This is a genomic window from Bradyrhizobium retamae, assembly GCF_001440415.1.
GTDB lineage: Bacteria > Pseudomonadota > Alphaproteobacteria > Rhizobiales > Xanthobacteraceae > Bradyrhizobium > Bradyrhizobium retamae.
The window spans coordinates 24627-45574 of the sequence record NZ_LLYA01000214.1; the positions used below are offsets into that span (position 1 = coordinate 24627).

Sequence of the window (20948 nt, forward strand, 5' to 3'; positions counted from 1 at the left end):
TTGCTCTGCGGAGTCTCGTACCGCGACTGAAGAAATCTCCAGCATAGGCGGCTTGAAGCTCGTGTTTCCGAACCGCACCGTCTCGATGATGGGAACGCCGCGAACTCAACACCGCACGGGCATCATCGAGAGCTGCTAATTCTTGGCTCGCAGGATGCTGATTCGAGATTCGTCGACAAAATTCTTGCTGTCCTGATCGGACCGGCGGAAAAGGTTGCGTTCGACAACGAGTGAACGGCCACTGATCGTCTTGGTGCAGCGCTCCTTGAGGTAGATGCCTCCCACTGGCTGGTCTCCTGCACCCGGCTGGCCCTCGGTGCATGCCCAGCCGTCCGAGCCGTAGCGCGATTTGGCCTGCAGCCCCAGGAGAAACGCCTTCTTCCGGAGATAGAGACGTGCCTTCGGATCGGTCTCGATCTGCAAACCGGCAACGTGCGCGGTATCGTCGATCAGCAGGGTGAGGATCGCCGGATGACCCGCCACCATCGTGCCGTCGCGGCTGGTCGACGGATCGTAACCAAATCGGATGGCCCGCGTCCCGTCAGCGTCGGTCGGGCAGTCACGCCAGTTTTGCCAGCCAGCCAATGTGCGCTTCGGATCTGCCGCGCAGTAGAAGTCGACGTAACCGGACTCCGGCAGCTCGGCCGCAGCCATTCCGAGGCGAATGTCACGCAGATCGTTGCCGCTGAATTCTTCCGTCCGTGCCGGAGAGCTCGCGAGCGTGACGGCCTGCCAGGCAAGCAGACACGCAGCAAGAACGCCCGGCAGCTTCAGTCTGCGCATCACTGGCCCTTCCCGGTGCTGGCGGGCGCATCATCGGGCTTCTGCGCCTGTGTCTTGTAGACGTCGCATACCCGCGAGGTGCTTGAGAAGAAGGTGACGCATTCCGCGTAAGTGGGTTCGCCGGCTCCCTTGATGTGGGCGATCACGTAGTCGGCGACGGCTTCAATATCCTTCGGGCGCAGAAACGTTCCGCCCTCGGGCGGCATCTGTGCCCCCGCGTCCTGGCGGTTCATGCCGTGGCATTTCACCTCATCGTAGGCGCCGCGCATAAAGAACGGCATCCCGGTACCCGGCCGCCCGCAGCCGACGATTTCAATGATCTGATCGCGCGTCAGCTCGGTCTTGCGCAGCGACAGCGCATCACCGCCGTAGCCGCCGCCGCCATTGCCGTGCCATTTGTGGCAGCCCACGCAATTGGCCTTACTGAAAACGGCCTTGCCGGCATTGGTCGGATCCGAAGCCGGCGCTTGCGCCGACTGACCGTAAGCTGTGGTACCAATCGAGAAATTCAGGGCGACGACGCTCACGAGCAGCATGCCTGGCGCCGCCGGGAAGCTGTTGAAGTTCATCATTGCGTCTCTTGTCGAAGAAGCGGGAGGGCCCGCGGTTGGCGGACCCTCCGTTTTTGGGATGTCAGAGTGCGAATACGTAGAGCATCGATCCCGGCTGTATCTTCTTCAGTTCGGGCGTCGAATCGATGAACCACTTGTCCCAGGCGCCGCCCAGGCCGACCAGAATGGCAACGTACTGTTTGCCATCGACCGTAAAGGTCATCGGCGGTGCGTTGACGCCGCCGCCCGTGTTGAACTCCCAGAGCTTCTGCAATGACTTGGCGTCAAGCGCCATCACTTCGCCGGACGGCTGACCGGTGAAGACGAGGTCGGGAGTTGCAAGCATGCCGCCCAAATTGGGAAAGGGCGTTTCCATTTTTTGGGCGATCTTACCGGTCGTCACATCGATCGCAGTCACGCTGCCGGTGATCCTGAATGGCTGGCTCGGGCCGCCGCCGGTCCAGAACTCCCGCGGTTTCAGTTTGTCCGGCGTCATCACCTCGACTTTGATGCGATTGCAGCTCTCGATCACCGGGATGTACCAGAGCTTCAAATCCGGATTGTAGGCCGTCGGCGGCCAGTTCTTGCCGCCCATGTTGCCGGGGCAGATGTCGGTTTCCATGTTGGTGCGGCTTGGCGTCACCGACGCGATATAGGTCTGCACCGCCTTGTTCGGGTCATACTCGATCGGCTTGCCGGTCTCCGGGTCGAGCCCCTTGGTCCATGTGACTTTCTTCACGAACGGCAGGCCCCAGACGAACTTGCCTGTGGTGCGATCGATCGCATAGGCGAAGCCGTTGCGGTCCGCTTCGAGCGCGAGCTTCTGCGGACCACTGGGCCCGGGGACATCCACCAGCACGTTTTCCGCCACGCTGTCGTAGTCGTAGGGGTCGTTTGGCGTGTGCTGATAGTACCACTTGATCTTGCCGGTGGTGGCGTCAAGGGCCAGCGAGCTATCGGTATAGAGGTTGTCGCCCGGCCGATAGGCGCTATCCCAGTCCGGTCCGGGATTGCCGATACCCCAGATGATGGTGTCGGTTGCGGGATCGTAGGTGCCGGTTACCCAGGTCGAACCGCCGCCCGAGGCCGCCGCGTTGTTACTGTCCTTCCAGGTCTCACTGCCGGGCTCGCCCTTGCCCGGGATCGTATAGGTGCGCCAGACCTCCTTCTGGGTCGTGAGGTCGGTGGCGGCAAGCCAGCCACGGATGCCGTACTCCGCGCCGGCCACTCCGGTGATCGCCATGTTCTTGACGATCAACGGCGCGCCGGTGATCGTCTCGCCCTTGTCCGGATCGGCGACAGTACGCTGCCAGGCGACCTGGCCGGTTTCCTTGTTGATCGCGAGCAGCCGGCCATCAAGCGTATGGGAAATGACGAGATCACCCCACAGTGCGACGCCGCGATTGTCGACGCCGCAGCACGCCACGGCGCCAGCCCAGTCACGGTCGGTCTTGGGGTCCATCTTCCAGACCAGCACGCCGCGGCCACCATGCGCATCGATCTTGTAGACCGAACCCCATCCATCGGTGACGTAGAGAAAGCCGTTCTCGGCAATCGGAGTGCCTTCCAGCCCGCCATGGCTCCAGATGCCGCCACCTTCGATGCCGCCGAGGTGCAAGGTCCAGGCGACCTTCAGGTTCTTCACGTTATCGCGGTTGATCTCCTTGAGAGTGGAGAACCGGTGAGCCGAGTAATTCTGATGATGATGAAGCCAGTTGCCTGGCTCCTTCTCGACGTTGAGCAGCCGTTCCTGATTGACCGCGTCGGCGGCGGACGCCGGCAGCGTGGCCGTCATGCCCGCGGCAGCGACTGCAACAGCGAGCAGGCGCGCTCGCGTGGAGATTGTTGTGTGACCTGAAAATCGCTCCATGAGTAATGCCCTCCTTTGGCAGTTCATGTTGGATCGAGCGTCCGGCACATCCGGGCGTTCAGCTTAAGAAGCCTCGTTCAGCGGCTCACCGGTCCGCTGTCGCGATCAAGGCGTTCGCGAAACCTGCACCTCCGCTTCTTTGGTTCCGGCTTTCTGGAAAACCACGGCGCATGTAAACGTCTCGCCGTCGACCAGCTTCTGCCGTGTCTGCAGCAGCATCACGTGATATCCGTCGTGCTTGAGTTCGGTCGTCTTGCTCTCCGGGATTGGAATGGACTTGATCTCGCGCATGGCTGGCGCGCCTTCGCCGCGATCGACCGTGTGCTTCACGGCGAAGTTCGCGAACGGACAGCGCACGCGCAACAGGGCGTCGGCTTCGGCCGCATCGTTCCTGATTGTCATCACAAGCGGGAGATCGATACCGATCTGATCGGACGCGGGCACCCGGGCGCTCGTTACTTGCAGCGCGTCACCCGCCGCAGCGGGCCCGCCCGTCAGCCAAAGTCCAGCAGCAACCAGTCCGAACACAAGAAACGCAATCCAGCCGCGATCAAGACGTGCGCCATCAGCACCTGATGTCGCCATTGCGGTCATCGGCTATGTCCGGCCAAAGCGAAATGCTGCAAGTGCGCCGTTAGTCGAGGTAAACAAGCGAGGGATGCCCAAACGAAACTCTTCGTTCTGCACATTGGCGTGCCTCCCGCAATCGATTTTCTTATTTCTTGGCGTGCCAAGTTACGCTTTAAAATAAGGCGACCAAAGGGCGCTGCGCTTTTTTCCCATCGATGACTGAAAAAAATGCGCCACCACGTTGTTGTGGGTGCGGCTGAGCCGGCATGCGCCATCAAACATCAAGCTTGAGCAAGGGCCGTTCCACACCGCATAATCTCCACCCACTCGGAGGAAAGACCAATGCAATTCGGAACCTTTGGCCAGACGGGCATGCAGGTCTCCATCCTCGGCTTCGGCTGCGGCGCTGTCGGCGGCTTGATGGTGCGCGGCGATGCCGCCGACCAGGAGCGCGCCATTGCGCGGGCAATCGCCGCCGGCGTCAATTACTTCGACACTGCGGTGCAGTACGGCGATGGCGAGTCGGAAAAGAACCTTGGCCGGGTTCTGCAGAAGTTGAAACCGGCCGACGTGGTCGTCGCCACCAAGGTTCGGTTGCCGCCTGGCGAGCGTGGCCGCATCGACGAGGCGGTGCGGCTATCGCTCGAAGGCAGTCTGGCGCGGCTGCGGCTTGAGCGGGTCGACATCTTTCATCTGCACAATCCGATTACCGAGCAGGGAGGCGGGCCGGCGCTGAGCGTGCGGCAGGTGCTCGACGAGGTGGTGCCGGCGTTCGAGCGGCTGCGGCGAGAGGGGAAGATCCGGTTTCTCGGGATCACGGCGCTCGGCGATACAGCGGCGCTGCATCAGGTGATCGATGCGCGCGTCTTCGACAGCGCGCAGGTCGTCTACAACATGCTCAATCCGTCTGCGGCCGCCGAATTGCCGGCGCGCTATCCGGCGCAGGATTATGGACGGCTGTTCGATCACACCCAGGCGGCCGGCGTTGGCGTCGTGGGCATCCGCGTACTGGCCGGCGGGGCGCTGTCGGGATCGGCCGAGCGTCATCCGATTGCGGGTGCTGCGCCGGAGCCGATCGGCTCTGCCATGAGCTACGATGCCGATGTCGATCGCGCGCGCCGTTTGATGCCGCTGGTGGAAGAGGGGTTTGCCGCCAGCCTGACGGAGGCCGCCACGCGGTTTGCGGTGTCGCATCCGGCGATGGGCACGATCCTGGTCGGCATGGCCACCCCGCAACAGTTTGAGGATGCACTCGCCGCGGTGGAGAAGGGCCCGCTGTCGCAGGCGGCACTCGACCGGCTGTCAGCACTGCGGCAGTCATTCTCCGGCGAACCACGGTGATCGCCCCAGGTTTCGGCACCTGCCCGGATGTTGCTTCGCTCATCCCGGCATCATCGTTGCTATGTAACGGAAACGACGGTCTCGGCTTCCCCCTTACCGAATTATTAACCAATCTGCATCAGGGTTAACGGATTATTAACCAATCTGGTTCGGGATTGGCGTCGCGACCAACCGGCACCAAGGGAGCACCTGATGGATACCCCAACGTCTGCCGCACCCGACGAAAAAACGCCTCCGTCGGAATTGGCTTTGGCGACACAACTCAGCAAATCGGAAACGCAAGAGAAGTCGAAACCCTCTAGCGCCCTCGAGATTAGCGCCGAACGAATCAACTCTTCCGTTGCCCGGTTGACCTCAAATTCGATCGGCGAACTTCAGGGGTTGGCTTCCGAACTGCAAAAAATGCAGGACTTCCTGCAGGCCGAAGTCAACAACGTGCAGCACCAAATCGACAGCGCGTTGGCCGGAATTAACATTATCGTCGAAACGATCAGTCCGTGGAAAAGTATCGCGGGCTCACAAACACCGCCATCCGGCACTCGCGGTGTCCGCGCGGGAGGACCGGCGGCCAATATTGAGCAACGCAGTCGCGTCGGCTAGCAGCGGCGCGCGCGTCGCTGGCCGATATTGCAGACTCCCGACCGAACTGGCGTCGGTGCGGATGCTCGGCTTCATCCCCGCGAGCGCTTCGGTTGAAGTGTACGGTGCGCGGAAGAGAGTGAACGCCGGATCGCCACCGCCGCGTCACCAAATCGCCTAACGACTCAACGACACCATTGCAGCGGGGCGCGGGCGATGCGCATGGGTGCATGCAATGATGCGCTATGGGTCCAATCTATGTCTAACGCCGGCCCTGAGTGGGCTGATTATGGTCGCGCTGCTTGTGCTTGGCGCGATCGTCGTTCAAAGTCTCGGACTGACTGAGAAAGGTGGCCGTGTCACTACTGTGTCCGAACACAGTGAGGCCCGCGCGCGCACCAGCCCCGAGAACGGTGGCCGAGCAACCCTCGATATTGGTATCGCAGACCTGAGAGGTTCGCTGCCGTAAGATAACTTGCTGGACGGCAACGCTCTAACGGTGGAAGACGCGAGACTTAAAGCGCCCCGCATGGCGTGTCGTCGTCGAATTTCGCATGCTGCTCGCGCTCGCCGGATAAAGAGAGGCTGAGCAGTGTGCGCTCCATGCAGTCCACGAACCAGAGCCGGCCCGCATGCCAGCGCGGGCCTTCGTAGTAACGACCGTCGTCGAGCAGGCAGCGCGGCGTCATCGGCTACAACGCCACCACGATCTTGCCGAGGTGCTTGTTGGCTTCCATATGCTCGAACGCTTTGCCGATCTCGGCGAAGGGATAGACCTTGTCGATCGGCAATTGCAGTTTGCGGGCTTCCACCGCACCCCAGATGTCTTTGCGGACCTCGTCAAAGATCTCGCGGATTTCCTCAATGGTGCGGGTGCGGAAGGTGACGCCGATATAGTTGATGCGGCGGGCGGCGTGGAGGTCGAAATTGAAATCGGCGTGGGTGCCGCCGAGCCGGCCGACATTGACGATGCGGCCCTTGACCTTGGTGGCGGCGAGATTTTGGTTCGCGACCTTGCCGGACACCTGGTCGACGATCAGGTCGACGCCTTCGCCGTTGGTCGCCTTCAGCACCTGATCGACCCAGCCGGGGTCGCTGGAATCGATCGCGAGATCGGCGCCGAATTCCTTCAGGCGGCCGCGGCGCATCGCGTCCGTCGAGGAACCGATGACGAGTTTGGCGCCCTTCAGCTTGGCGATCTGCATCGCCATCAGGCCGACGCCGGAGCTGGCGCCCTGGATCAGCACGGTCTGGCCCGGCTGCAGCGCGCCTGACGTGACGACGGCGTTGTGCATGGTGGCGAGCGCGACGGGGAGGGTGGCGGCCTCCTCGAAGTTCATGTTCGAGGGCGCGCGGAACAGCCGGCCGTGGTCGGCCAGCGTGTACTCGGCGAACGCCGCGCCGCCGGAGCCCATGATCTTGTCGCCGACCGCAACGCCTTTTGCGTCGGGCCCGAGCTCGGCGACTTCGCCCGCCCATTCCATGCCGAGCACGGTGCCAACGCCGCCGGCTGCGCCGTGAACGTGGCCCTTGGTCATGCCGAGGTCGGCGCGGTTGAGGCCGCAGGCATGCACTTTGACCAGCACCTGCGTGCCCTTCGGCGAAGGTTTTGCGACCTCTGATATTTCGGCGCCGTTGGTGCCGTAGACATAGGCTTTCATGGGCTCTTCTCGTTGTTGGCGGAGACCGTTTTATTCTGCTGCCTGCCGCTGCGCGCCCGACAGCATACCTTCGAACCGGCTGCGGATAATGGCTTCTGCGTCGCGCATGATGCGCGACACCAGTTCGGCGCAAGTCGGGATGTCATGGATCAGGCCCTGCACCTGGCCGGCCGACCAGATGCCCTCATCGGCATCGCCGGTGGCGTAGACCATCTTGCCGCGGGCGCCGGCGACGAGCTCGCGCACGTCCTCGAATTTCGCGCCTTCCCTTTCCATCGCCACCACCTTGGTCGAGATCGCGTTCTTGGCGACGCGCGAGGTGTTGCGCATGGTGCGGAAGATCAATTCGGTCTCGCGCTCGTCATTGGCGACGATGCGCTCCTTGACGAGCTGATGGATCGGGCTTTCCCTGGTGCACATGAAGCGCGTGCCCATGTTGATGCCCTCGGCGCCGAGCGCCAGCGCCGCGACCAGGCCGCGGCCGTCGCCGAAACCGCCGGAGGCGATCATCGGTATCTTCACCTTGTCGGCGGCGGCCGGGATCAGGATCAGGCCCGGGGTGTCGTCCTCGCCGGGATGGCCGGCGCATTCAAAGCCGTCGATCGAGATGGCATCGACACCCATCCGCTCCGCCGACAGCGCGTGGCGGACGCTGGTGCATTTATGGATGATCTTGATGCCGTGCTTCTTGAACTCGGTGACGTGCTCCTGGGGCTTGTTGCCGGCGGTCTCGACGATCTTGATGCCGGCCTCGATGATGGCCTGACGGTATTCGGCGTAAGGCGGCGGCTTGATCGCGGGGAGGATGGTGAGGTTGACACCGAACGGCTTGTCGGTCATGTCGCGGCAGCGCGCGATTTCCTTTGTCAGGTCCTCGGGCGTCGGCTGCGTCAGCGCGGTGATCAGCCCGAGCGCGCCGGCATTGGCGACGGCGGCGACCAGCTCGGCGCGGCCGACCCACTGCATGCCGCCCTGCACGATCGGGTGCTCGACGCCGACGAGCTCGGTGAATCGCGTCTTGATCATATCTGCCCTCTGGTTTCCCTCGGCGGGACGGCCCGCACGTCATGTTGTGGGATTTCGAAGGCAGGATGCCGTCGCCCCCTGCAAAAGTCTACCGGGAGCGGGCGGTGGTCAGGGCAACGCCATCATGCAAAAGCGCGGCTTGTTTCCGCAGTGCGAACAATTCCGCATGGAGGCGGGCATTTTCCGAGATCGCCCGCAGAACCGGACATGCTGCCACCCTATGACGCGCGGTTGAGGAAGATCGGCAGCCCTCGCTTATTGCCGTAGGTGGGGCGGTAGCGCTCCGTGTTGTATGTGTTCGCGACGTCCAATTTCCGCGGCCCGAGCTTGGCGTCAGGGATGGGCACGAGGTCGTAGCGCCCCTCCACCAGCGCCGACATGAGGCCGGTCTTGCCTTCCAGGATGGCATCGTAGGCCATATTGCCGAAAGTCAGCGCCACGAGCTTGTCCATGAAGTCCGGATTGCCCGACCGCAGGTCGTAGGTGAGATCGGATGTGATCGTCTCCTCGCCGGCGCGCCGCTTGATCTCGTCGGCGAACGATTCCGCCACGCTCGCCTTCTTGCGATGGCCGTAGGCATCGGGCTCGCCGTATTCCTGCACCTCGTAGTCCTGCCACGCGGCGCCCTCGCTGAGCACGACGAGCGCGTAGTTGCTCGGGTTGGCGCGCTTCTCCTCGACGAGCAACTGGATCAGCTTGTCGAGGTCGACCTTGTACTCCGGTATGACGCACCGTATCGAGGTGGCGTACGCGGTGTAGAGCGCTGTAAATCCGGCATCGCGGCCAAATACGCGGAAAATGCCAATTCGCTCGTGCGAACCGACAGTGGTGCGCTGCCGCTGGATGGCGTCGCTGGCGCGGGTGATCGCGGTCGAGAAGCCGATGCAGTACTCGGTGTTGCGGACGTCGTTGTCCATCGTCTTCGGGATGGCGATGATCTTGACGCCGAGCTCGTTGAGCTTGGCTGCGTAACTGAGCGTGTCGTCGCCGCCGATGGCGATCAGATGTTCGATGTTGAGCCCCGAGAGGTTTGCCAGCACCTGCCCGGTGACGTCCCATGTCCTGGTTGCGATGCCGCCCTTGGTGCTGAGCGAAGCCGGAAAGTCGTTGCCGACGAGATGATCCGGCAGCTTCTTCATCCTGGATGGATTGGTGCGGCTCGAGTGCAGCACGGTGCCGCCGCTCCGGTCTATGGTGCGCGTGTTGTCACGGTTCAGCGGGATGATGTAGTGGGACCTAGAGGCCGGGTCCTCGAGGTTTACGTGCGTGAGGGCCTCCCAACCACGGCGGAGGCCGACGACCTCGATGTCGTTCTCGCTGCCGCGATATGTCACGCTTTTGATGACTGCGTTGAGACCGGGAACGTCGCCGCCGCCCGTGAGAATGCCGATACGCCTTTTTGCCATACCCACCTCGCAGGCGATCCCTTACTCGGCCGCTTCCGGCTTGTGCTCCTTGTGCATCTGAAAGCGCTTCAGCAGTGAGGATACGGTGTCGCGGAAGCCACCATACTCAAGCTCGGAATAGGGCAGCATCGCGGCACCGGACCAGCCCTGGCTGCGCATCTCGATGGCCTTGCGCTGGGCGCGCCGGCGGACCTCGTCCCACGCCGGGTTGTCGAAGAAATCGGTAAAGGATTCCGAGAAACGGCCGTCCTTGTCGATCGAAAAGCCGGTGCAGGAAACGATCGGGAGGCAGTACATGCCTGTCACCGGTGTGTTAATTGGCACCGGCATGAGCGGCATCACGTGCGAGCCGCGCGCATCGCCGCCTACGAAGTGCGCCTTCGCGAACGGCGAGACGATTTCTTCGGGCGCCGGGAAAATCCCCTGGTTCCTGACGATCGCGACCGGATCGTCCTTGCCGGTGTACTTGCCTGCGATTGCGTGAAGACGCTGCGCCGAAACGGCGACGGCGACCTCGCCATGGGTCCGGGAAACGATGCGATCAATGCCAAAGCGCTCGTTGTCGCGGAGCAGCGCGGCAATATGGTAGCCATCCGCGGGCGCGTCGAGTTCGATCACGCTGTCGCCGGCCGTGTTGTCCATGTCGATGACATGGAAACGGAATCCCTTGATCATCGGGGGCAGCATCAGCCCGGCGCAATACATGGGATCGGCAAAGGCGAGGTAGAGCGGCAGGTTGTAGGCGCCGGGGCCGCATTTGTCGGCGGCGAACACCATGAAGGACTCTGCAGGTCTCGTGCCCGAGAGGTTGTGGTCGAAGCTGAGCTCGGCGACGCCCGGGCCGGCGCCGCGGACGTTTCCAGACGGCGCGTCGACGAGAAGATCCTGGCCGGCGCCATAAAGCCCGGAAGTTTTCGCGACCGAGGTTGCCGCGAGAAACGCCTTCCAGGCAAGTTGATGCACCTCAGAGCTCCCTTCGCCCCGTGTGTGCGTCATGATGATCGCAATATCGTCGCCGGTGTGGCAGACGAAAGCGTCGATCAGCAGGCCATCGCAGATCGCCTTCGCGACCTCGCCCTCGACAGCCGCCATCATGCGTGTAGACGGTTTCGTGTGGCCGCCGACGGAGCCTATGTCAGCCTTGATGACGGAAAGTGTGAGTCTCATGAGCGTTCCCTCCGACCAGCGCAGCGCAGCGCCTCGGCGTCTGCGCTTGCTGCGCCGGGGCGACGGCGCTGCTCATTTCCGCAAAACAGAACGTCTGAGGTTCCGTTAGGTTCCTCAAATGCCCTTCTCGAAAAAGCTCGGGCTCATCCGTCCGTCGTTGGCCCTGGCTGCGCGAAAACACCATCTCGGACATCGGTCGCCGATGGCAGATTGCCTGCCGTTGGGGCTAAAGTCCTCACGTCCGGACGTGTCGCGGAGGGGAACAGCATGGCAGCGCGCGGATCAGGTGGACTGCTCCTTGGCATGGGTCTCCTGCTTGCGATGCCGGCGCTGGCCGCCACGCCGACCGACCGGGGCGAGTGCGCCGCCAGCGCCGACAAGCCCGACGTCGGGGGCGCGGCCTGCAGCCGCATCATCGACGATGCAAACGTGTCGGTGGCAGAACGCGTCAAGGCCTTCAAGAACCGAGGCCGTGGTTCCTTCAACAGCAAGGATTACGATCGCGCGATTGCCGACTACGGCGAGGTCATCAAGCTCAGCCCGAAGGACGCCTGGGCCTTTGCGCACCGGTGTGAGGCTTACGAGAGCAAAGAGGATCACGACGCGGCCATTGCAGATTGCACCGAGGCCATCAAGATCGATCCGAAATATGGTTGGGCTTACAACAATCGTGGTGTCGCCTACTACGGTCTGCATGAATACGACGCAGCGCTGGCCGACCACGCCGAGGCGATCAGGGTCAATTCCAGGGATGCGTGGGCCTATGCCCGTCGCGGCATGGCGTGGATGGAAAAAGGTGAATTCGACCAGGCGATCGCCGATATCACCCAGGCGGTCACAATCGATCCGAAATACGCCTTTGGTTTTGGCCAAAGGGGGCAGGCACTCTTCAGGAAGAGGTTGATCACGAAAAAAGGCGGGTGGGAGCCCGCGATCGCAGACTACAGCGAGGCAATCAAGCTCGATCCAAATCTGCTTTGGCTGTACAGCTCACGTGGCGTTGCCTACAGCAACAATCGCCAATACGACCTCGCCGTTCTGGATTGCAGCGAGGTCATCAAGCGCGAACCGAAAAATTCTAGCGGGTACAATTGCCGCGGCGTCGCTTACGAAGGCTTGAAGGACTATGGCCGCGCGATCGCCGACTATCATCAGTCGATCAGCATCAATCCAAGGAATGGCGTGGCGTATTGGAATCGCGGCAATGCCTATATGGCGCTACGCAAGATCGATGACGCGATCTGGGACTATGACCAGGCGATCGCGATAAACGCCAAGGACTTCAACTCCTTCAACTCCCGCGGCAAAGCCTACGTCGCCAAGGGCGACAGCAACCGCGCGGTTAAGGATTTCACGCAAGCGATCCAGCTCGGTCCATCCTATGTCGAGGCCTACAACAACCGTGGCCTCTCCTATGAAGTGCTGGGCCGCCGCGCCGAGGCGATCGCCGATTTCCGCAAGGCGCAATCGATCGACTCGGCCGACCGGGTGAGCAAGCAACAGCTCCGCGTGCTCGGCTTCTGACATGCCGCGAAGCCGCCTCAAGCGAGAATGTCTCCAAGTGGGCACTTTTCGGACCTGACAGGCCCGGCTGATGATGTCTGTTCTTGAGGGTAAAGCGGACTGCCGAGTTGCACGATCGGATTTCCGAATTTGACCCAAAGCTGACAGTCGGAGGTTGGACGCACCACACAGGCTGGTGCATGCACTAACGAATATTTAGCGTTTCTTCGGTCGTATCTGGGAGCAAACGCGACCCGGAGTTAGACCAATGGCCGTTATTGCGGCGGAGGGAAATCCTGTGACGGACAATCCCATCCTCTCCTTCAGCTTGGGCCTGTTTGGAATTCTCGTGGCGGCCTTCGTTGTCGGAGCCTTGCTGTTTCAGATTCGCTTTCGGGCAGTCTGGTGCTTTGCGGCCTGCGAAGCATTTTTCCTGCTTTGGTACTTCTATGCATTTTATCCCGTTGACCCTCATCGAATGCAATTCAACATCTTGCAGGTGCTTTCTCTTTGCTTACTGCTGCCGCCGACATATCTGGGCTACTATTTCAACAAGCACATCCTTCATTTCTGAGCGATGGCTGTTGCAGCGACTTCCGCTTCTGGCACTTTTCGGAAGTGGGGCGGTGTCCGACCTAAGTCCGTAATGCGCGCCAATGCGGACATCGGCCGACCAGTCCGAAAATCAATGGGTTCACGCCATAGGTCTCAGGTGACCCCGCTTACTGCCTGAACTCATTGGTCAGCCCGCCGATGCCATCGATCGGCCACCGTCACCGTGTTGACCGGATCCTTCACATGAAGCCGACGCCGACCGATGTGCCGCAGGCGATCAGATCACTGGGCAGCAGCGTCATGTCATACGAGATCTTGCTGACGTCGACGTAGGTGTAGCCGAAGGTGAAGTCATCGGCTTGCTCAGTGGAAACGTTGGTGCAGGGCTTGCCGATGACGATGCCGAGCTCGCCCTCATAGCTGGTCTTGCCGTCATAGGAGGGGGGACGTTCGATCACGGCACCCGCGCGGTGACGTCAGTGGTGGCTTCAAGGAGATAGGGTGGCGATGCTCTCATTCAGTTTCTGATTGACGATCTGGACCGTACGGTCGATTTCGGCATTGGGTACGCCAAGCTGATGCGAAATCAGCTTCACCAGCAGGTCGACGCGCTCGATGGAAGGCGCGCCACCAGCGACCGCCCGGGCCGCCGACGAGGGCTTGAGAAGGCTTTCCGCGGCTTTGGCGTATTTTTCGAAAGGTACCTGATCGGTGGGATCGGCGCCCAGGCGCTGGGCGATGGCATCGACATGGTCGTAGATCGACTGCGAGAGCTTGATATCGCCGTGCACCGCGTCGCGGATCGATCGCGGCTCCTGCGGCGTGATGCAGCGGTAATTCCCCGTCAACAGCATCGACCATTTGGCCAGAGGGACGAACATCGAATCGAACACTTTGAGCTTCACCGGAACGTCCTGGCCATCCAGCTTCACCGCATCGACGTCGGCTTCCAGCTCCCGAAGCAGCAAGTTATGTTTCTCATCCGCAAATGACGCTGCCTTGAAGTTTGTCGGCAGGCCGACATGAAGAACATTCGCCGCCTCTTCCGGTGGACGGAAGGCCTGCGGATCAGGGGAGCAGAGCGACACCAGATCCGGCTCGAACCGGTCCCATACCGCGGCGTTGGTATAGGCCTGCTCCAGCTCCATTTTCGCAAGCGCCGGGATCCGTCTGAGATAGGGCAAGGGCGGCATGTTCATGATCGAAAGGCAAGGCAGCTTCGCCTCGGCGATTTTGATCATCAGAGCCTGGATCGAATGGTTGGTGTATTGCGGTTCCTGCATGGCAAGGCCAACCAGATCATAACGGGAAGGATCGACGTCGGCGGGCTCGACCGCGTCCAGGATCCCAGGCAGGTCGCGCGAGAAGATCGGCCGGTGCGCCGCCTCGTCGCGCAGCTTGATGCGAACTTCGGTGCCGTCGCGATTGATGAGTTCTGCCGTCTGCTTCCGGCAAACCAGCGTCACGTTGTGGCCCGCCATCAAAAGCTTTGTCGCCAGCAATGAGCCATACGAGGCTCCAAGGATCAAAATATTCCGCGCCATGCGCCCTCCCACAGATAATACTTTCCGGCGCGCCACTACTCCGGCGCAAATTTGCGAGCGCCTGCTTTGCGACAGGAGTTAAGCCGAATTTTTCGGTGCGATACCGCCGGCTTCCCTGGGAGTGCGCCCAGGAAATGCCGGCGGAGTTCGAAGCGACCGGTCAGGCCGACGCGGCCAGCTTGTAGGGCGTTGCTTCGTCGTCGAACGCTGCCGTGATGTCGCGAATGCTGATGACGCCGATCAGGCTGTAATTGTCGATCACCGGCACATGGCGGATGTGATGCTTGCTCATGAGGTGACGGACATGCTCAAGCGTATCCGCGGAGGTGCAGGAGACGAGCTGCTGCACCGAAATGAATTGCGAGACGCGCATGTTCACGCCGGCCGCGCCGTGTTCGGCAATCGCGCGAACCACGTCGCGCTCGGTGAACATGCCGACCGCCGTGTTGCCTTCGGTGCGGACGACATCCTTGACGACCAGCGCGCTGATATTGCCGGCGCGCATCAATTGCGCGGCAATGGCGACGGTCTCGTTCATGCGGACCGTTGCGACACGGGCGGCTTTCTTGCGCAGGATATCTCCGACTTGCATGGCAACCTCCTTGGGGTGAATTATTGGCCTCAAGTCTGGTATACATAATGCCAATTGTCAACACGCGGAGCGTGGAATTCTCGCGTTGTGCGATCGAGATAAATAGGCAGTATGATTGACGTTTCTGGAGCGCGCCGTGACATTCCAGGAAGAGGGGGCCTCGGGTTTGCCGGTCTCGGGTGGCGTCAGGTATGCCAGACCTTCCTGGTCGCCAAAAGAAAACGCGCCCACCCGGAAGAGTGAGCGCGCCTCGTTCGTGCGGTGGAGCGGTGGAGCTATGCCGCAATCTGCGATTTGGCGACCACCATCTTGCGCCAGGGTTTTAGCACCGCGATCGCCAGCAGCGAGGCCAGGATATTCGCGCCGGCCGCTACGATGAACACGGTGTCCCAGGTGCCTGACGATTGCTGCATGTAGTTCGCCACCGGCACCAACAGCGCCGCGGTACCCTTTGCCGTGTAGAGCAGGCCGGCATTGGTGGCGGCGAACTTTGCGCCGAAGGTATCCGTGCAGGTCGATGGGAAGAGGGAGTAGATCTCGCCCCAGGCGAAGAACACGAAGCCGGACAGCAGCACGAACCAGACCGGATCGTGGCCCAGCATGTAGAGGCCCCAGATGCCGATGCCTTCCATGCCGAACGCGATGAACATGGTGTTCTCGCGGCCGATCATGTCGGAGATCCAGCCGAAGAACGGACGGGTCAGGCCGTTGAGGACGCGATCGATGGTGGCCGCGAACGTCACCGCCGTCATCGTCACCGCCATCAGCGTCACCGGCACGCTGTCGACCTTCCAGTCGACGGCGATCGGTTTGAGGTTGGCCGTCACCATCAATCCGCCGGCGCCGACGATCACGAACATGAAATACATCAGCCAGAAGATCGGCTGACGGATCACTTCGGTGGGTTGATAGTTGCGCCGGGTCTGGATCACGTTGGCGTTCTGCGTGACCGCAGGCACCTGTCCCGCTTTCGGCGAGAACATCAGGAAGGCGAGAATGACGATAATGATGCCTTGGCCGAGACCGAAATAGAGGAAGGTGGTCTGGAAGCCGGAGTCCTTGATCATGGCCTGGATCGGCGCAACGGTCAGCGCCGAGCCTGCGCCGAATCCGGCGGCGGTGATGCCGGCGGCGAGGCCGCGCTTGTCGGGAAACCATTTCAGCGCGTTGCCGACGCAGGTGCCGTACACGCCACCCGCGCCGATGCCTGCGATGATCATGCCGAGATAGAAGCCGTTGAGCGTGGTGGCGTGAGCGTTGATCGCCCATCCGATGGCGCAAAGGATGCCGCCGATCAGGACGACGAGGCGCGGGCCGTATTTGTCGACGAACCATCCCTCGACCGGCACCAGCCAGGTCTCGAACAGCACGAACAGCGTAAATGCCCACTGGATCGAGGCGCGATCCCATCCGAATTTCTGCTGGATGTCGGGGACGAAAAACGTCCAGCCATATTGGTAGTTCGCGATCATCACCATCGCGACGACGCCGATGGCTAATTGGGTCCAGCGATAGGCATCGCTGACTCGGGCCGCCGCGACGGGGGCGGCTCCGTGCACTGTATCCGTCATTCTTCCTCCAAAAGGGCTGTTCTATCGATACCCCGACAGCTCCGTGGAGGTCTGGTATATGTTATGCCAGTAGACAAGAGAAAATTTTACACAAGCTGTGAAAATTTCGAACTCCGCAAAATCGCTGCAACAAAAAGAGGCCGCGCAGACTGCGCGGCCTCGGAAAATTTAGTCAGACTAAGTTGTTGTCTCGCCGCGGCTAAGCGGCACGGCTTCCCGGTCCGGCGACCGTCGCCCGCAACCGCGTATAGCCTTCCTGGATGACCGACCAGAACAGTGCGATCAAGCCCAGGATCATGATCGTGCTGACGAGCGGGTTGGAAAGGAATATGCCAAACGAACCCTGGGATCCCAGAAGCGACTGCCGGAAGGCCTCTTCCGCCTTGTCGCCGAGCACGATGGCCAGCACCAGCGGGGCGAGGGGATAGTTGCACTTCTTGAGCAGGTAGCCGATCACGCCGAACACCAGCATCAGCATGACGTCAAACGTGCTGCTGTGTACTGAGTAGGCGCCGATCGCGCAGAGCACCAGGATAAGCGGTGCAATGATGCTGAAGGGCACGCGCAGGATAGCTGCGAAAATCGGTACGCAGGTGAGCACGACGAGCAGGCCGACAATATTGCCGAGGTACATCGAGGCGATCAGGCCCCAGACGAATTCCTTCTGTTCGACAAACAGCATCGGTCCGGGCTGCAGGCCCCAGATCAACAGGCCGCCGAGCAACACCGCAGCCGTCGGAGAGCCCGGCACGCCGAGCGAGAGCATCGGCAACAGGGCCGCTGTACCCGCGGCGTGCGCCGCGGTCTCCGGCGCAACGACGCCTTCGATCTCGCCCTTGCCGAAGTTCTTGCCGTTCTTCGCCATGCGTTTGGCAATGCCGTAGCTCATGAACGAGGCTGGAGTAGCGCCCGCCGGCGTGATTCCCATCCAGCAGCCGATGAAGCAGGAGCGCAACGAGGTCATCCAGTACTTTGGCAATTCCTTCCAGGTCTGCAGCACGACCCGCAAATTGATCTTGGCCTTGCCGCCTCGGAAGGCGAGCCCTTCCTCCATCGTCAGAAGGATTTCACCGATGCCGAACAGCCCGATCACGGCAATGAGGAAGTCGAAGCCGTTGAGCAGGTGGGTGACGCCGAACGTCAGCCGCAACTGCCCGGTGATGGAATCAAGTCCGACCGCGGCCAGTGCAAAGCCGATCATCATAGCCGCAATGGTCTTGAACGGCGGTTCCTTGCTCAGGCCCACGAAGCTGCAGAATGCGAGGAAATACACCGCGAACTTTTCCGCAGGCCCGAATTGCAGCGCAAAGCTGGCGACCAGGGGAGCGACCAGCGTGATCATGACCACGGCGAACAGCGCACCGACGAAGGAGGAGGTGAAGGCGGCGGTCAACGCCTCGCCGGCCTTGCCCTGCTGCGCCATCGGATAGCCGTCGAACGTCGTGGCCACCGACCATGGTTCGCCCGGTATGTTGAAGAGAATCGAGGTGATCGCTCCACCGAACAGCGCGCCCCAGTAAATACAGGACAACATGATGATGGCCGACGTCGGCGACATGCTGAATGTCAGCGGCAGCAGGATGGCGACGCCATTGGCGCCGCCCAGTCCCGGAAGCACGCCGATGATGACACCGAGCACGATGCCGATAACCATCAGCATGATGTTGTACGGCTGCAGCGCGACCGCAAAGCCGTGAAAAAGATTGACGAGTTCTTCCATCCCGATAATCCAATCCTGACTGTACGTCGTTGTTTACAGGTCGAGCCACTCTTCCACGGGTCCCTTTGGAAGCGGGACCATGAACCAGCGCTCGAAAATCAAATACGTGACGAGGGGCATGCCCAATGCCACCGCCAGGACGGTGATCCAGTTGTATTTGCCCAGCCATCGCATGAACCATGCGATGAAAATGGTCGAAGCGACGTACAGCCCGATGAACGGCATGGAGCCGACATAAATTCCGGTAGGAATGACGACGCTCAGAACCTGACGAAGCTGTCCCCACTCCGCGAACAGTCCGTCATTGTCTTCGCGCAATCCGTTCCACAGATTGATCCCGCTGGAAGCGATGATGAAAAGCCCGATATAGAATGGGAAGAACCCGGCGCGGGGGCCCTCAGGGCCCCAATTGATCCCGGCCTTGAGGCTGCCTGCGATCACGATCACTCCGAACAGAGCGATCAGTAGGGTGACGCCTGCTTCCACGAGCTTGTGGGTCGGGCCGGTGTTGCTCGAACTGCCTGTTGTCATCGAAACTCCATGCGCAATCAAGCCCGCGGAAACCGAGCCCGCCGTCTGCGTTGCTAACCCAATCGATCAGTGCTTCTCGGTCAGTTGCTCGGAGCGAGGAAACCGGCCTCTTTCATCAGAGCCTGATGACGCTTGTCCTCGGCCTCGACCCATTTGGCGTATTCTGCGCCGGTCAGGAAGGTCGTGTTGAATGCGCCGCTCTTCATGAAGTCCTGCCACTCAGGAGTGGCGCGAATTTTCTTGAACAGTTCGACATAATACTCGACCTGGTCCTTGGTGGCCCTGGGCGCCATGAAGATGCCGCGCAGCATCAGATATTCCATGTCAAGACCTGCCGACTTGCAGGTCGGAACGTCCTTCCAGGCCTTGCCGTCCGCGATCGGCTCGTCGTAGGCCATCGGCTTTGCATCAAAAACGCAGAGCGGACGCAGCTTGCCGCCGCGCCATTGCGCGACCGCCTCGATCGGATTGTTGACGGTCGAATCGACGTGGTTGCCGACGAGTTGAACGGCGACTTCGCCGCCGCCCTTGTAGGGAATGTAGGTGAACTTGGTGCCGACGGCTTTTTCCACGGCGACAGTGATGATCTGATCTTCCTGCTTCGAGCCGGTGCCGCCCATCTTGATCGAGCCGGCGGGAGCGGCCTTCACGGCATCGATGTACTCCTTCGCCGTCTTGTACGGCTTGTCGGCGTTCACCCACAGCACGAATTCATCCAGTGCCAGCATCGCGACCGGCGTGAGGTCTTTCCAGCTAAACGGAATTCCGGTGGCAAGCGGAGTGGTGAAGAGGTTGGAGAGCGTAATGATGATCTTGTGGGGATTTCCGCCCGATCCCTTGACGTCGAGGAAGCCTTCGCCGCCGGCGCCGCCGGACTTGTTGATGACGACCAGCGGCTGCTTCATCAGACTGTGCTTGGTGACGATGCCCTGGATCGTGCGCGCCATCTGGTCGGCGCCGCCGCCCGTGCCGGCGGGGACGATGAATTCAACGGGCCGCACCGGCTCCCACGCCGCCGTTGCGGGAACCGCGACCCCGCCCGTGCACAGCGCCGCAATCGTTCCCAATGCAAGATGTGTAGAACGCCTCATTTGCTTCACTCCCGTTGAACTGTGGTTACGCCGGTCTTTGCCGGCTTGGTAAGTTCATTCCCGATCAAACGTTTCGGGTCTTCATGCACCCATGATCGTCGCGCCGCAATGGTTGCCTCATCGCGAGTCCCGCAGGTTCGAATTGTACGAGGGGCCCGATCGGGCGGCATCCGCTCCTTTCGGCCAATTGTGAGTCTGAGAGGCGCAAGAAGAGGGGTGGGCACGCTCACGCTGCCCGTTCCTTGCGATGTCGCCTTCGCTGTCCCTTGCGGACTGCACGGCCTAGCTCCCCCCTAGTATGCGCCCTTGTTCTGGTATGGGCGTTTTTAGAATTGTTGTATATGATATGCCACGATGCAACTGGTTTTTGGTTTCGACACGAGACTCGGCCAATTTGTCGCAGGTGGCGCCCAAACAGGCAATCGGTGAGCGGCGAACTAAAACGGCCCCGGAAACCGGGGCGTTGACCGAAATGTAACCTATGGTTGCGGTAGGATTTCGCGAGGCGCCGCGCAAAAAAGCCCTTACTGCAGAAGCATCAGAGGCCGAAAGGGGGGAGATCGCCGTTGCGAACCGCAACGCGGCTGCTCGCGATCAGCAGACGGTCGATGGAAGCCATCAGGCGGCCGAACAGGGTGGGGGAGGGCAGGAGGCCGATGGAGGCAGTCTTGGACATGGATGTCCCCTTTCTGAAGTGGCGGAGAAGCTCCGCTTTCGTGATACGGGGAGACTTTATGTATACCAGATACCACCAACAATAACTTTGTTTGCGTAGCAGCAAATCGGACGTTTGCATTGCAGCAAAGAGTCCGGATGCTGGCACTCCAGAATGAAAAGGCCGCCGGAAAACCGGCGGCTTTTGCATTCCAGAATCCCAGGGTGCTTAT

The 20948-nt window shown here is 61.2% G+C and carries 20 protein-coding genes and 1 pseudogene; 4 read left to right on the forward strand and 17 right to left on the reverse strand.

Going from position 1 to position 20948, the window contains the following annotated elements; translation table 11 throughout:
* Positions 1-135: 135 nt before the first annotated feature.
* The 4 genes from CQ13_RS36800 to CQ13_RS36815 form a co-directional block, all read right to left on the reverse strand.
* The gene (locus CQ13_RS36800; RefSeq protein ID WP_245309578.1) at positions 136-654 is read right to left on the reverse strand and encodes a hypothetical protein; all 519 of its coding nucleotides are present in this window, start codon (positions 652-654) and stop codon (positions 136-138) included.
* A 128-nt stretch (positions 655-782) separates the two neighbouring features.
* Positions 783-1352: a c-type cytochrome gene (locus CQ13_RS36805; protein WP_430649736.1), complete on the reverse strand. Its 570-nt coding sequence runs from the start codon at positions 1350-1352 to the stop codon at positions 783-785.
* Between the two features lie 64 nt (positions 1353-1416).
* Positions 1417-3204, reverse strand: coding sequence for a PQQ-dependent dehydrogenase, methanol/ethanol family (locus CQ13_RS36810; protein ID WP_057847658.1), 1788 nt, complete (start codon positions 3202-3204; stop codon positions 1417-1419).
* A 105-nt stretch (positions 3205-3309) separates the two neighbouring features.
* Positions 3310-3798, reverse strand: a complete 489-nt coding sequence (locus CQ13_RS36815; RefSeq protein WP_245309579.1) for a copper chaperone PCu(A)C — start codon at positions 3796-3798, stop codon at positions 3310-3312.
* Positions 3799-4116: 318 nt separating this feature from the next.
* On the opposite strand from CQ13_RS36815, the gene CQ13_RS36820 reads away from it, so the two are divergent.
* Positions 4117-5115, forward strand: a complete 999-nt coding sequence (locus CQ13_RS36820) for an aldo/keto reductase (protein WP_057847659.1) — start codon at positions 4117-4119, stop codon at positions 5113-5115.
* A gap of 192 nt (positions 5116-5307) precedes the next feature.
* Entirely contained in the window at positions 5308-5715 is a 408-nt protein-coding gene (locus tag CQ13_RS36825) for a hypothetical protein (protein ID WP_057847660.1), read from the forward strand.
* A 494-nt stretch (positions 5716-6209) separates the two neighbouring features.
* On the opposite strand, the gene CQ13_RS43995 is transcribed toward CQ13_RS36825, so the two are convergent.
* The 5 genes from CQ13_RS43995 to CQ13_RS36850 all read right to left on the reverse strand — a co-directional run bounded on the left by CQ13_RS43995 (position 6210) and on the right by CQ13_RS36850 (position 10954).
* Complete coding sequence (locus tag CQ13_RS43995) at positions 6210-6383, reverse strand: hypothetical protein (protein WP_156434136.1); 174 nt, start codon at positions 6381-6383, stop codon at positions 6210-6212.
* Positions 6384-6386: 3 nt separating this feature from the next.
* Complete coding sequence (locus tag CQ13_RS36835; protein ID WP_057847662.1) at positions 6387-7355, reverse strand: zinc-binding dehydrogenase; 969 nt, start codon at positions 7353-7355, stop codon at positions 6387-6389.
* A gap of 30 nt (positions 7356-7385) precedes the next feature.
* Positions 7386-8381, reverse strand: coding sequence for an NAD(P)H-dependent flavin oxidoreductase (locus tag CQ13_RS36840; RefSeq protein WP_057847663.1), 996 nt, complete (start codon positions 8379-8381; stop codon positions 7386-7388).
* Between the two features lie 218 nt (positions 8382-8599).
* Positions 8600-9787 carry a 6-phosphofructokinase gene (locus CQ13_RS36845; protein WP_057847664.1) on the reverse strand — a complete coding sequence of 396 codons (1188 nt, stop codon included), beginning with the start codon at positions 9785-9787 and terminating at the stop codon, positions 8600-8602.
* A 21-nt stretch (positions 9788-9808) separates the two neighbouring features.
* On the reverse strand, positions 9809-10954 hold the full coding sequence (locus tag CQ13_RS36850; RefSeq protein ID WP_057847665.1) for a fructose-1,6-bisphosphatase: 1146 nt from the start codon (positions 10952-10954) through the stop codon (positions 9809-9811).
* Positions 10955-11275: 321 nt separating this feature from the next.
* Here CQ13_RS36850 and CQ13_RS36855 point away from each other — a divergent pair, with 321 nt between their 5' ends.
* Together CQ13_RS36855 and CQ13_RS36860 are read left to right on the forward strand one after the other, a co-directional pair.
* Positions 11276-12478: a tetratricopeptide repeat protein gene (locus tag CQ13_RS36855; RefSeq protein ID WP_245309594.1), complete on the forward strand. Its 1203-nt coding sequence runs from the start codon at positions 11276-11278 to the stop codon at positions 12476-12478.
* Positions 12479-12725: 247 nt separating this feature from the next.
* Complete coding sequence (locus CQ13_RS36860; protein ID WP_057847667.1) at positions 12726-13031, forward strand: hypothetical protein; 306 nt, start codon at positions 12726-12728, stop codon at positions 13029-13031.
* 148 nt (positions 13032-13179) lie between these two features.
* Here CQ13_RS36860 and CQ13_RS36865 read toward each other — a convergent pair.
* The 8 genes and pseudogenes from CQ13_RS36865 to CQ13_RS44845 all read right to left on the reverse strand — a co-directional run.
* Positions 13180-13517 (reverse strand): annotated as a pseudogene (locus tag CQ13_RS36865) (fumarylacetoacetate hydrolase family protein); the annotation flags it as partial.
* Positions 13501-14556 carry a ketopantoate reductase family protein gene (locus CQ13_RS36870; protein WP_057847669.1) on the reverse strand — a complete coding sequence of 352 codons (1056 nt, stop codon included), beginning with the start codon at positions 14554-14556 and terminating at the stop codon, positions 13501-13503. The gene CQ13_RS36870 and the pseudogene CQ13_RS36865, both read right to left, overlap by 17 nt.
* A gap of 160 nt (positions 14557-14716) precedes the next feature.
* The gene (locus tag CQ13_RS36875; RefSeq protein ID WP_057847670.1) at positions 14717-15148 is read right to left on the reverse strand and encodes a CBS domain-containing protein; all 432 of its coding nucleotides are present in this window, start codon (positions 15146-15148) and stop codon (positions 14717-14719) included.
* A 275-nt stretch (positions 15149-15423) separates the two neighbouring features.
* Positions 15424-16719, reverse strand: coding sequence for an oxalate/formate MFS antiporter (oxlT, locus tag CQ13_RS36880; RefSeq protein ID WP_057847671.1), 1296 nt, complete (start codon positions 16717-16719; stop codon positions 15424-15426).
* 199 nt (positions 16720-16918) lie between these two features.
* Entirely contained in the window at positions 16919-18439 is a 1521-nt protein-coding gene (locus tag CQ13_RS36885; protein WP_057847672.1) for a tripartite tricarboxylate transporter permease, read from the reverse strand.
* 33 nt (positions 18440-18472) lie between these two features.
* Complete coding sequence (locus CQ13_RS36890) at positions 18473-18970, reverse strand: tripartite tricarboxylate transporter TctB family protein (protein WP_057847673.1); 498 nt, start codon at positions 18968-18970, stop codon at positions 18473-18475.
* 80 nt (positions 18971-19050) lie between these two features.
* Complete coding sequence (locus CQ13_RS36895) at positions 19051-20061, reverse strand: Bug family tripartite tricarboxylate transporter substrate binding protein (protein ID WP_057847674.1); 1011 nt, start codon at positions 20059-20061, stop codon at positions 19051-19053.
* A 538-nt stretch (positions 20062-20599) separates the two neighbouring features.
* Positions 20600-20737, reverse strand: coding sequence for a hypothetical protein (locus tag CQ13_RS44845; protein WP_197427568.1), 138 nt, complete (start codon positions 20735-20737; stop codon positions 20600-20602).
* Between the last annotated feature and the right edge of the window lie 211 nt (positions 20738-20948).

What these genes read in the sequence shown, in the direction of transcription:
- CQ13_RS36800 (WP_245309578.1), bottom strand. Translation starts at nt 654, where the DNA reads ATGGCTGCGGCCGAGCTGCCGGAGTCCGGTTACGTCGACTTCTACTGC.
- CQ13_RS36805 (WP_430649736.1), bottom strand. Translation starts at nt 1,352, where the DNA reads ATGAACTTCAACAGCTTCCCGGCGGCGCCAGGCATGCTGCTCGTGAGC.
- CQ13_RS36810 (WP_057847658.1), bottom strand. Translation starts at nt 3,204, where the DNA reads ATGGAGCGATTTTCAGGTCACACAACAATCTCCACGCGAGCGCGCCTG.
- CQ13_RS36815 (WP_245309579.1), bottom strand. Translation starts at nt 3,798, where the DNA reads ATGACCGCAATGGCGACATCAGGTGCTGATGGCGCACGTCTTGATCGC.
- CQ13_RS36820 (WP_057847659.1), top strand. Translation starts at nt 4,117, where the DNA reads ATGCAATTCGGAACCTTTGGCCAGACGGGCATGCAGGTCTCCATCCTC.
- CQ13_RS36825 (WP_057847660.1), top strand. Translation starts at nt 5,308, where the DNA reads ATGGATACCCCAACGTCTGCCGCACCCGACGAAAAAACGCCTCCGTCG.
- CQ13_RS43995 (WP_156434136.1), bottom strand. Translation starts at nt 6,383, where the DNA reads ATGACGCCGCGCTGCCTGCTCGACGACGGTCGTTACTACGAAGGCCCG.
- CQ13_RS36835 (WP_057847662.1), bottom strand. Translation starts at nt 7,355, where the DNA reads ATGAAAGCCTATGTCTACGGCACCAACGGCGCCGAAATATCAGAGGTC.
- CQ13_RS36840 (WP_057847663.1), bottom strand. Translation starts at nt 8,381, where the DNA reads ATGATCAAGACGCGATTCACCGAGCTCGTCGGCGTCGAGCACCCGATC.
- CQ13_RS36845 (WP_057847664.1), bottom strand. Translation starts at nt 9,787, where the DNA reads ATGGCAAAAAGGCGTATCGGCATTCTCACGGGCGGCGGCGACGTTCCC.
- CQ13_RS36850 (WP_057847665.1), bottom strand. Translation starts at nt 10,954, where the DNA reads ATGAGACTCACACTTTCCGTCATCAAGGCTGACATAGGCTCCGTCGGC.
- CQ13_RS36855 (WP_245309594.1), top strand. Translation starts at nt 11,276, where the DNA reads ATGCCGGCGCTGGCCGCCACGCCGACCGACCGGGGCGAGTGCGCCGCC.
- CQ13_RS36860 (WP_057847667.1), top strand. Translation starts at nt 12,726, where the DNA reads ATGGCCGTTATTGCGGCGGAGGGAAATCCTGTGACGGACAATCCCATC.
- CQ13_RS36870 (WP_057847669.1), bottom strand. Translation starts at nt 14,556, where the DNA reads ATGGCGCGGAATATTTTGATCCTTGGAGCCTCGTATGGCTCATTGCTG.
- CQ13_RS36875 (WP_057847670.1), bottom strand. Translation starts at nt 15,148, where the DNA reads ATGCAAGTCGGAGATATCCTGCGCAAGAAAGCCGCCCGTGTCGCAACG.
- oxlT (WP_057847671.1), bottom strand. Translation starts at nt 16,719, where the DNA reads ATGACGGATACAGTGCACGGAGCCGCCCCCGTCGCGGCGGCCCGAGTC.
- CQ13_RS36885 (WP_057847672.1), bottom strand. Translation starts at nt 18,439, where the DNA reads ATGGAAGAACTCGTCAATCTTTTTCACGGCTTTGCGGTCGCGCTGCAG.
- CQ13_RS36890 (WP_057847673.1), bottom strand. Translation starts at nt 18,970, where the DNA reads ATGACAACAGGCAGTTCGAGCAACACCGGCCCGACCCACAAGCTCGTG.
- CQ13_RS36895 (WP_057847674.1), bottom strand. Translation starts at nt 20,061, where the DNA reads ATGAGGCGTTCTACACATCTTGCATTGGGAACGATTGCGGCGCTGTGC.
- CQ13_RS44845 (WP_197427568.1), bottom strand. Translation starts at nt 20,737, where the DNA reads ATGTCCAAGACTGCCTCCATCGGCCTCCTGCCCTCCCCCACCCTGTTC.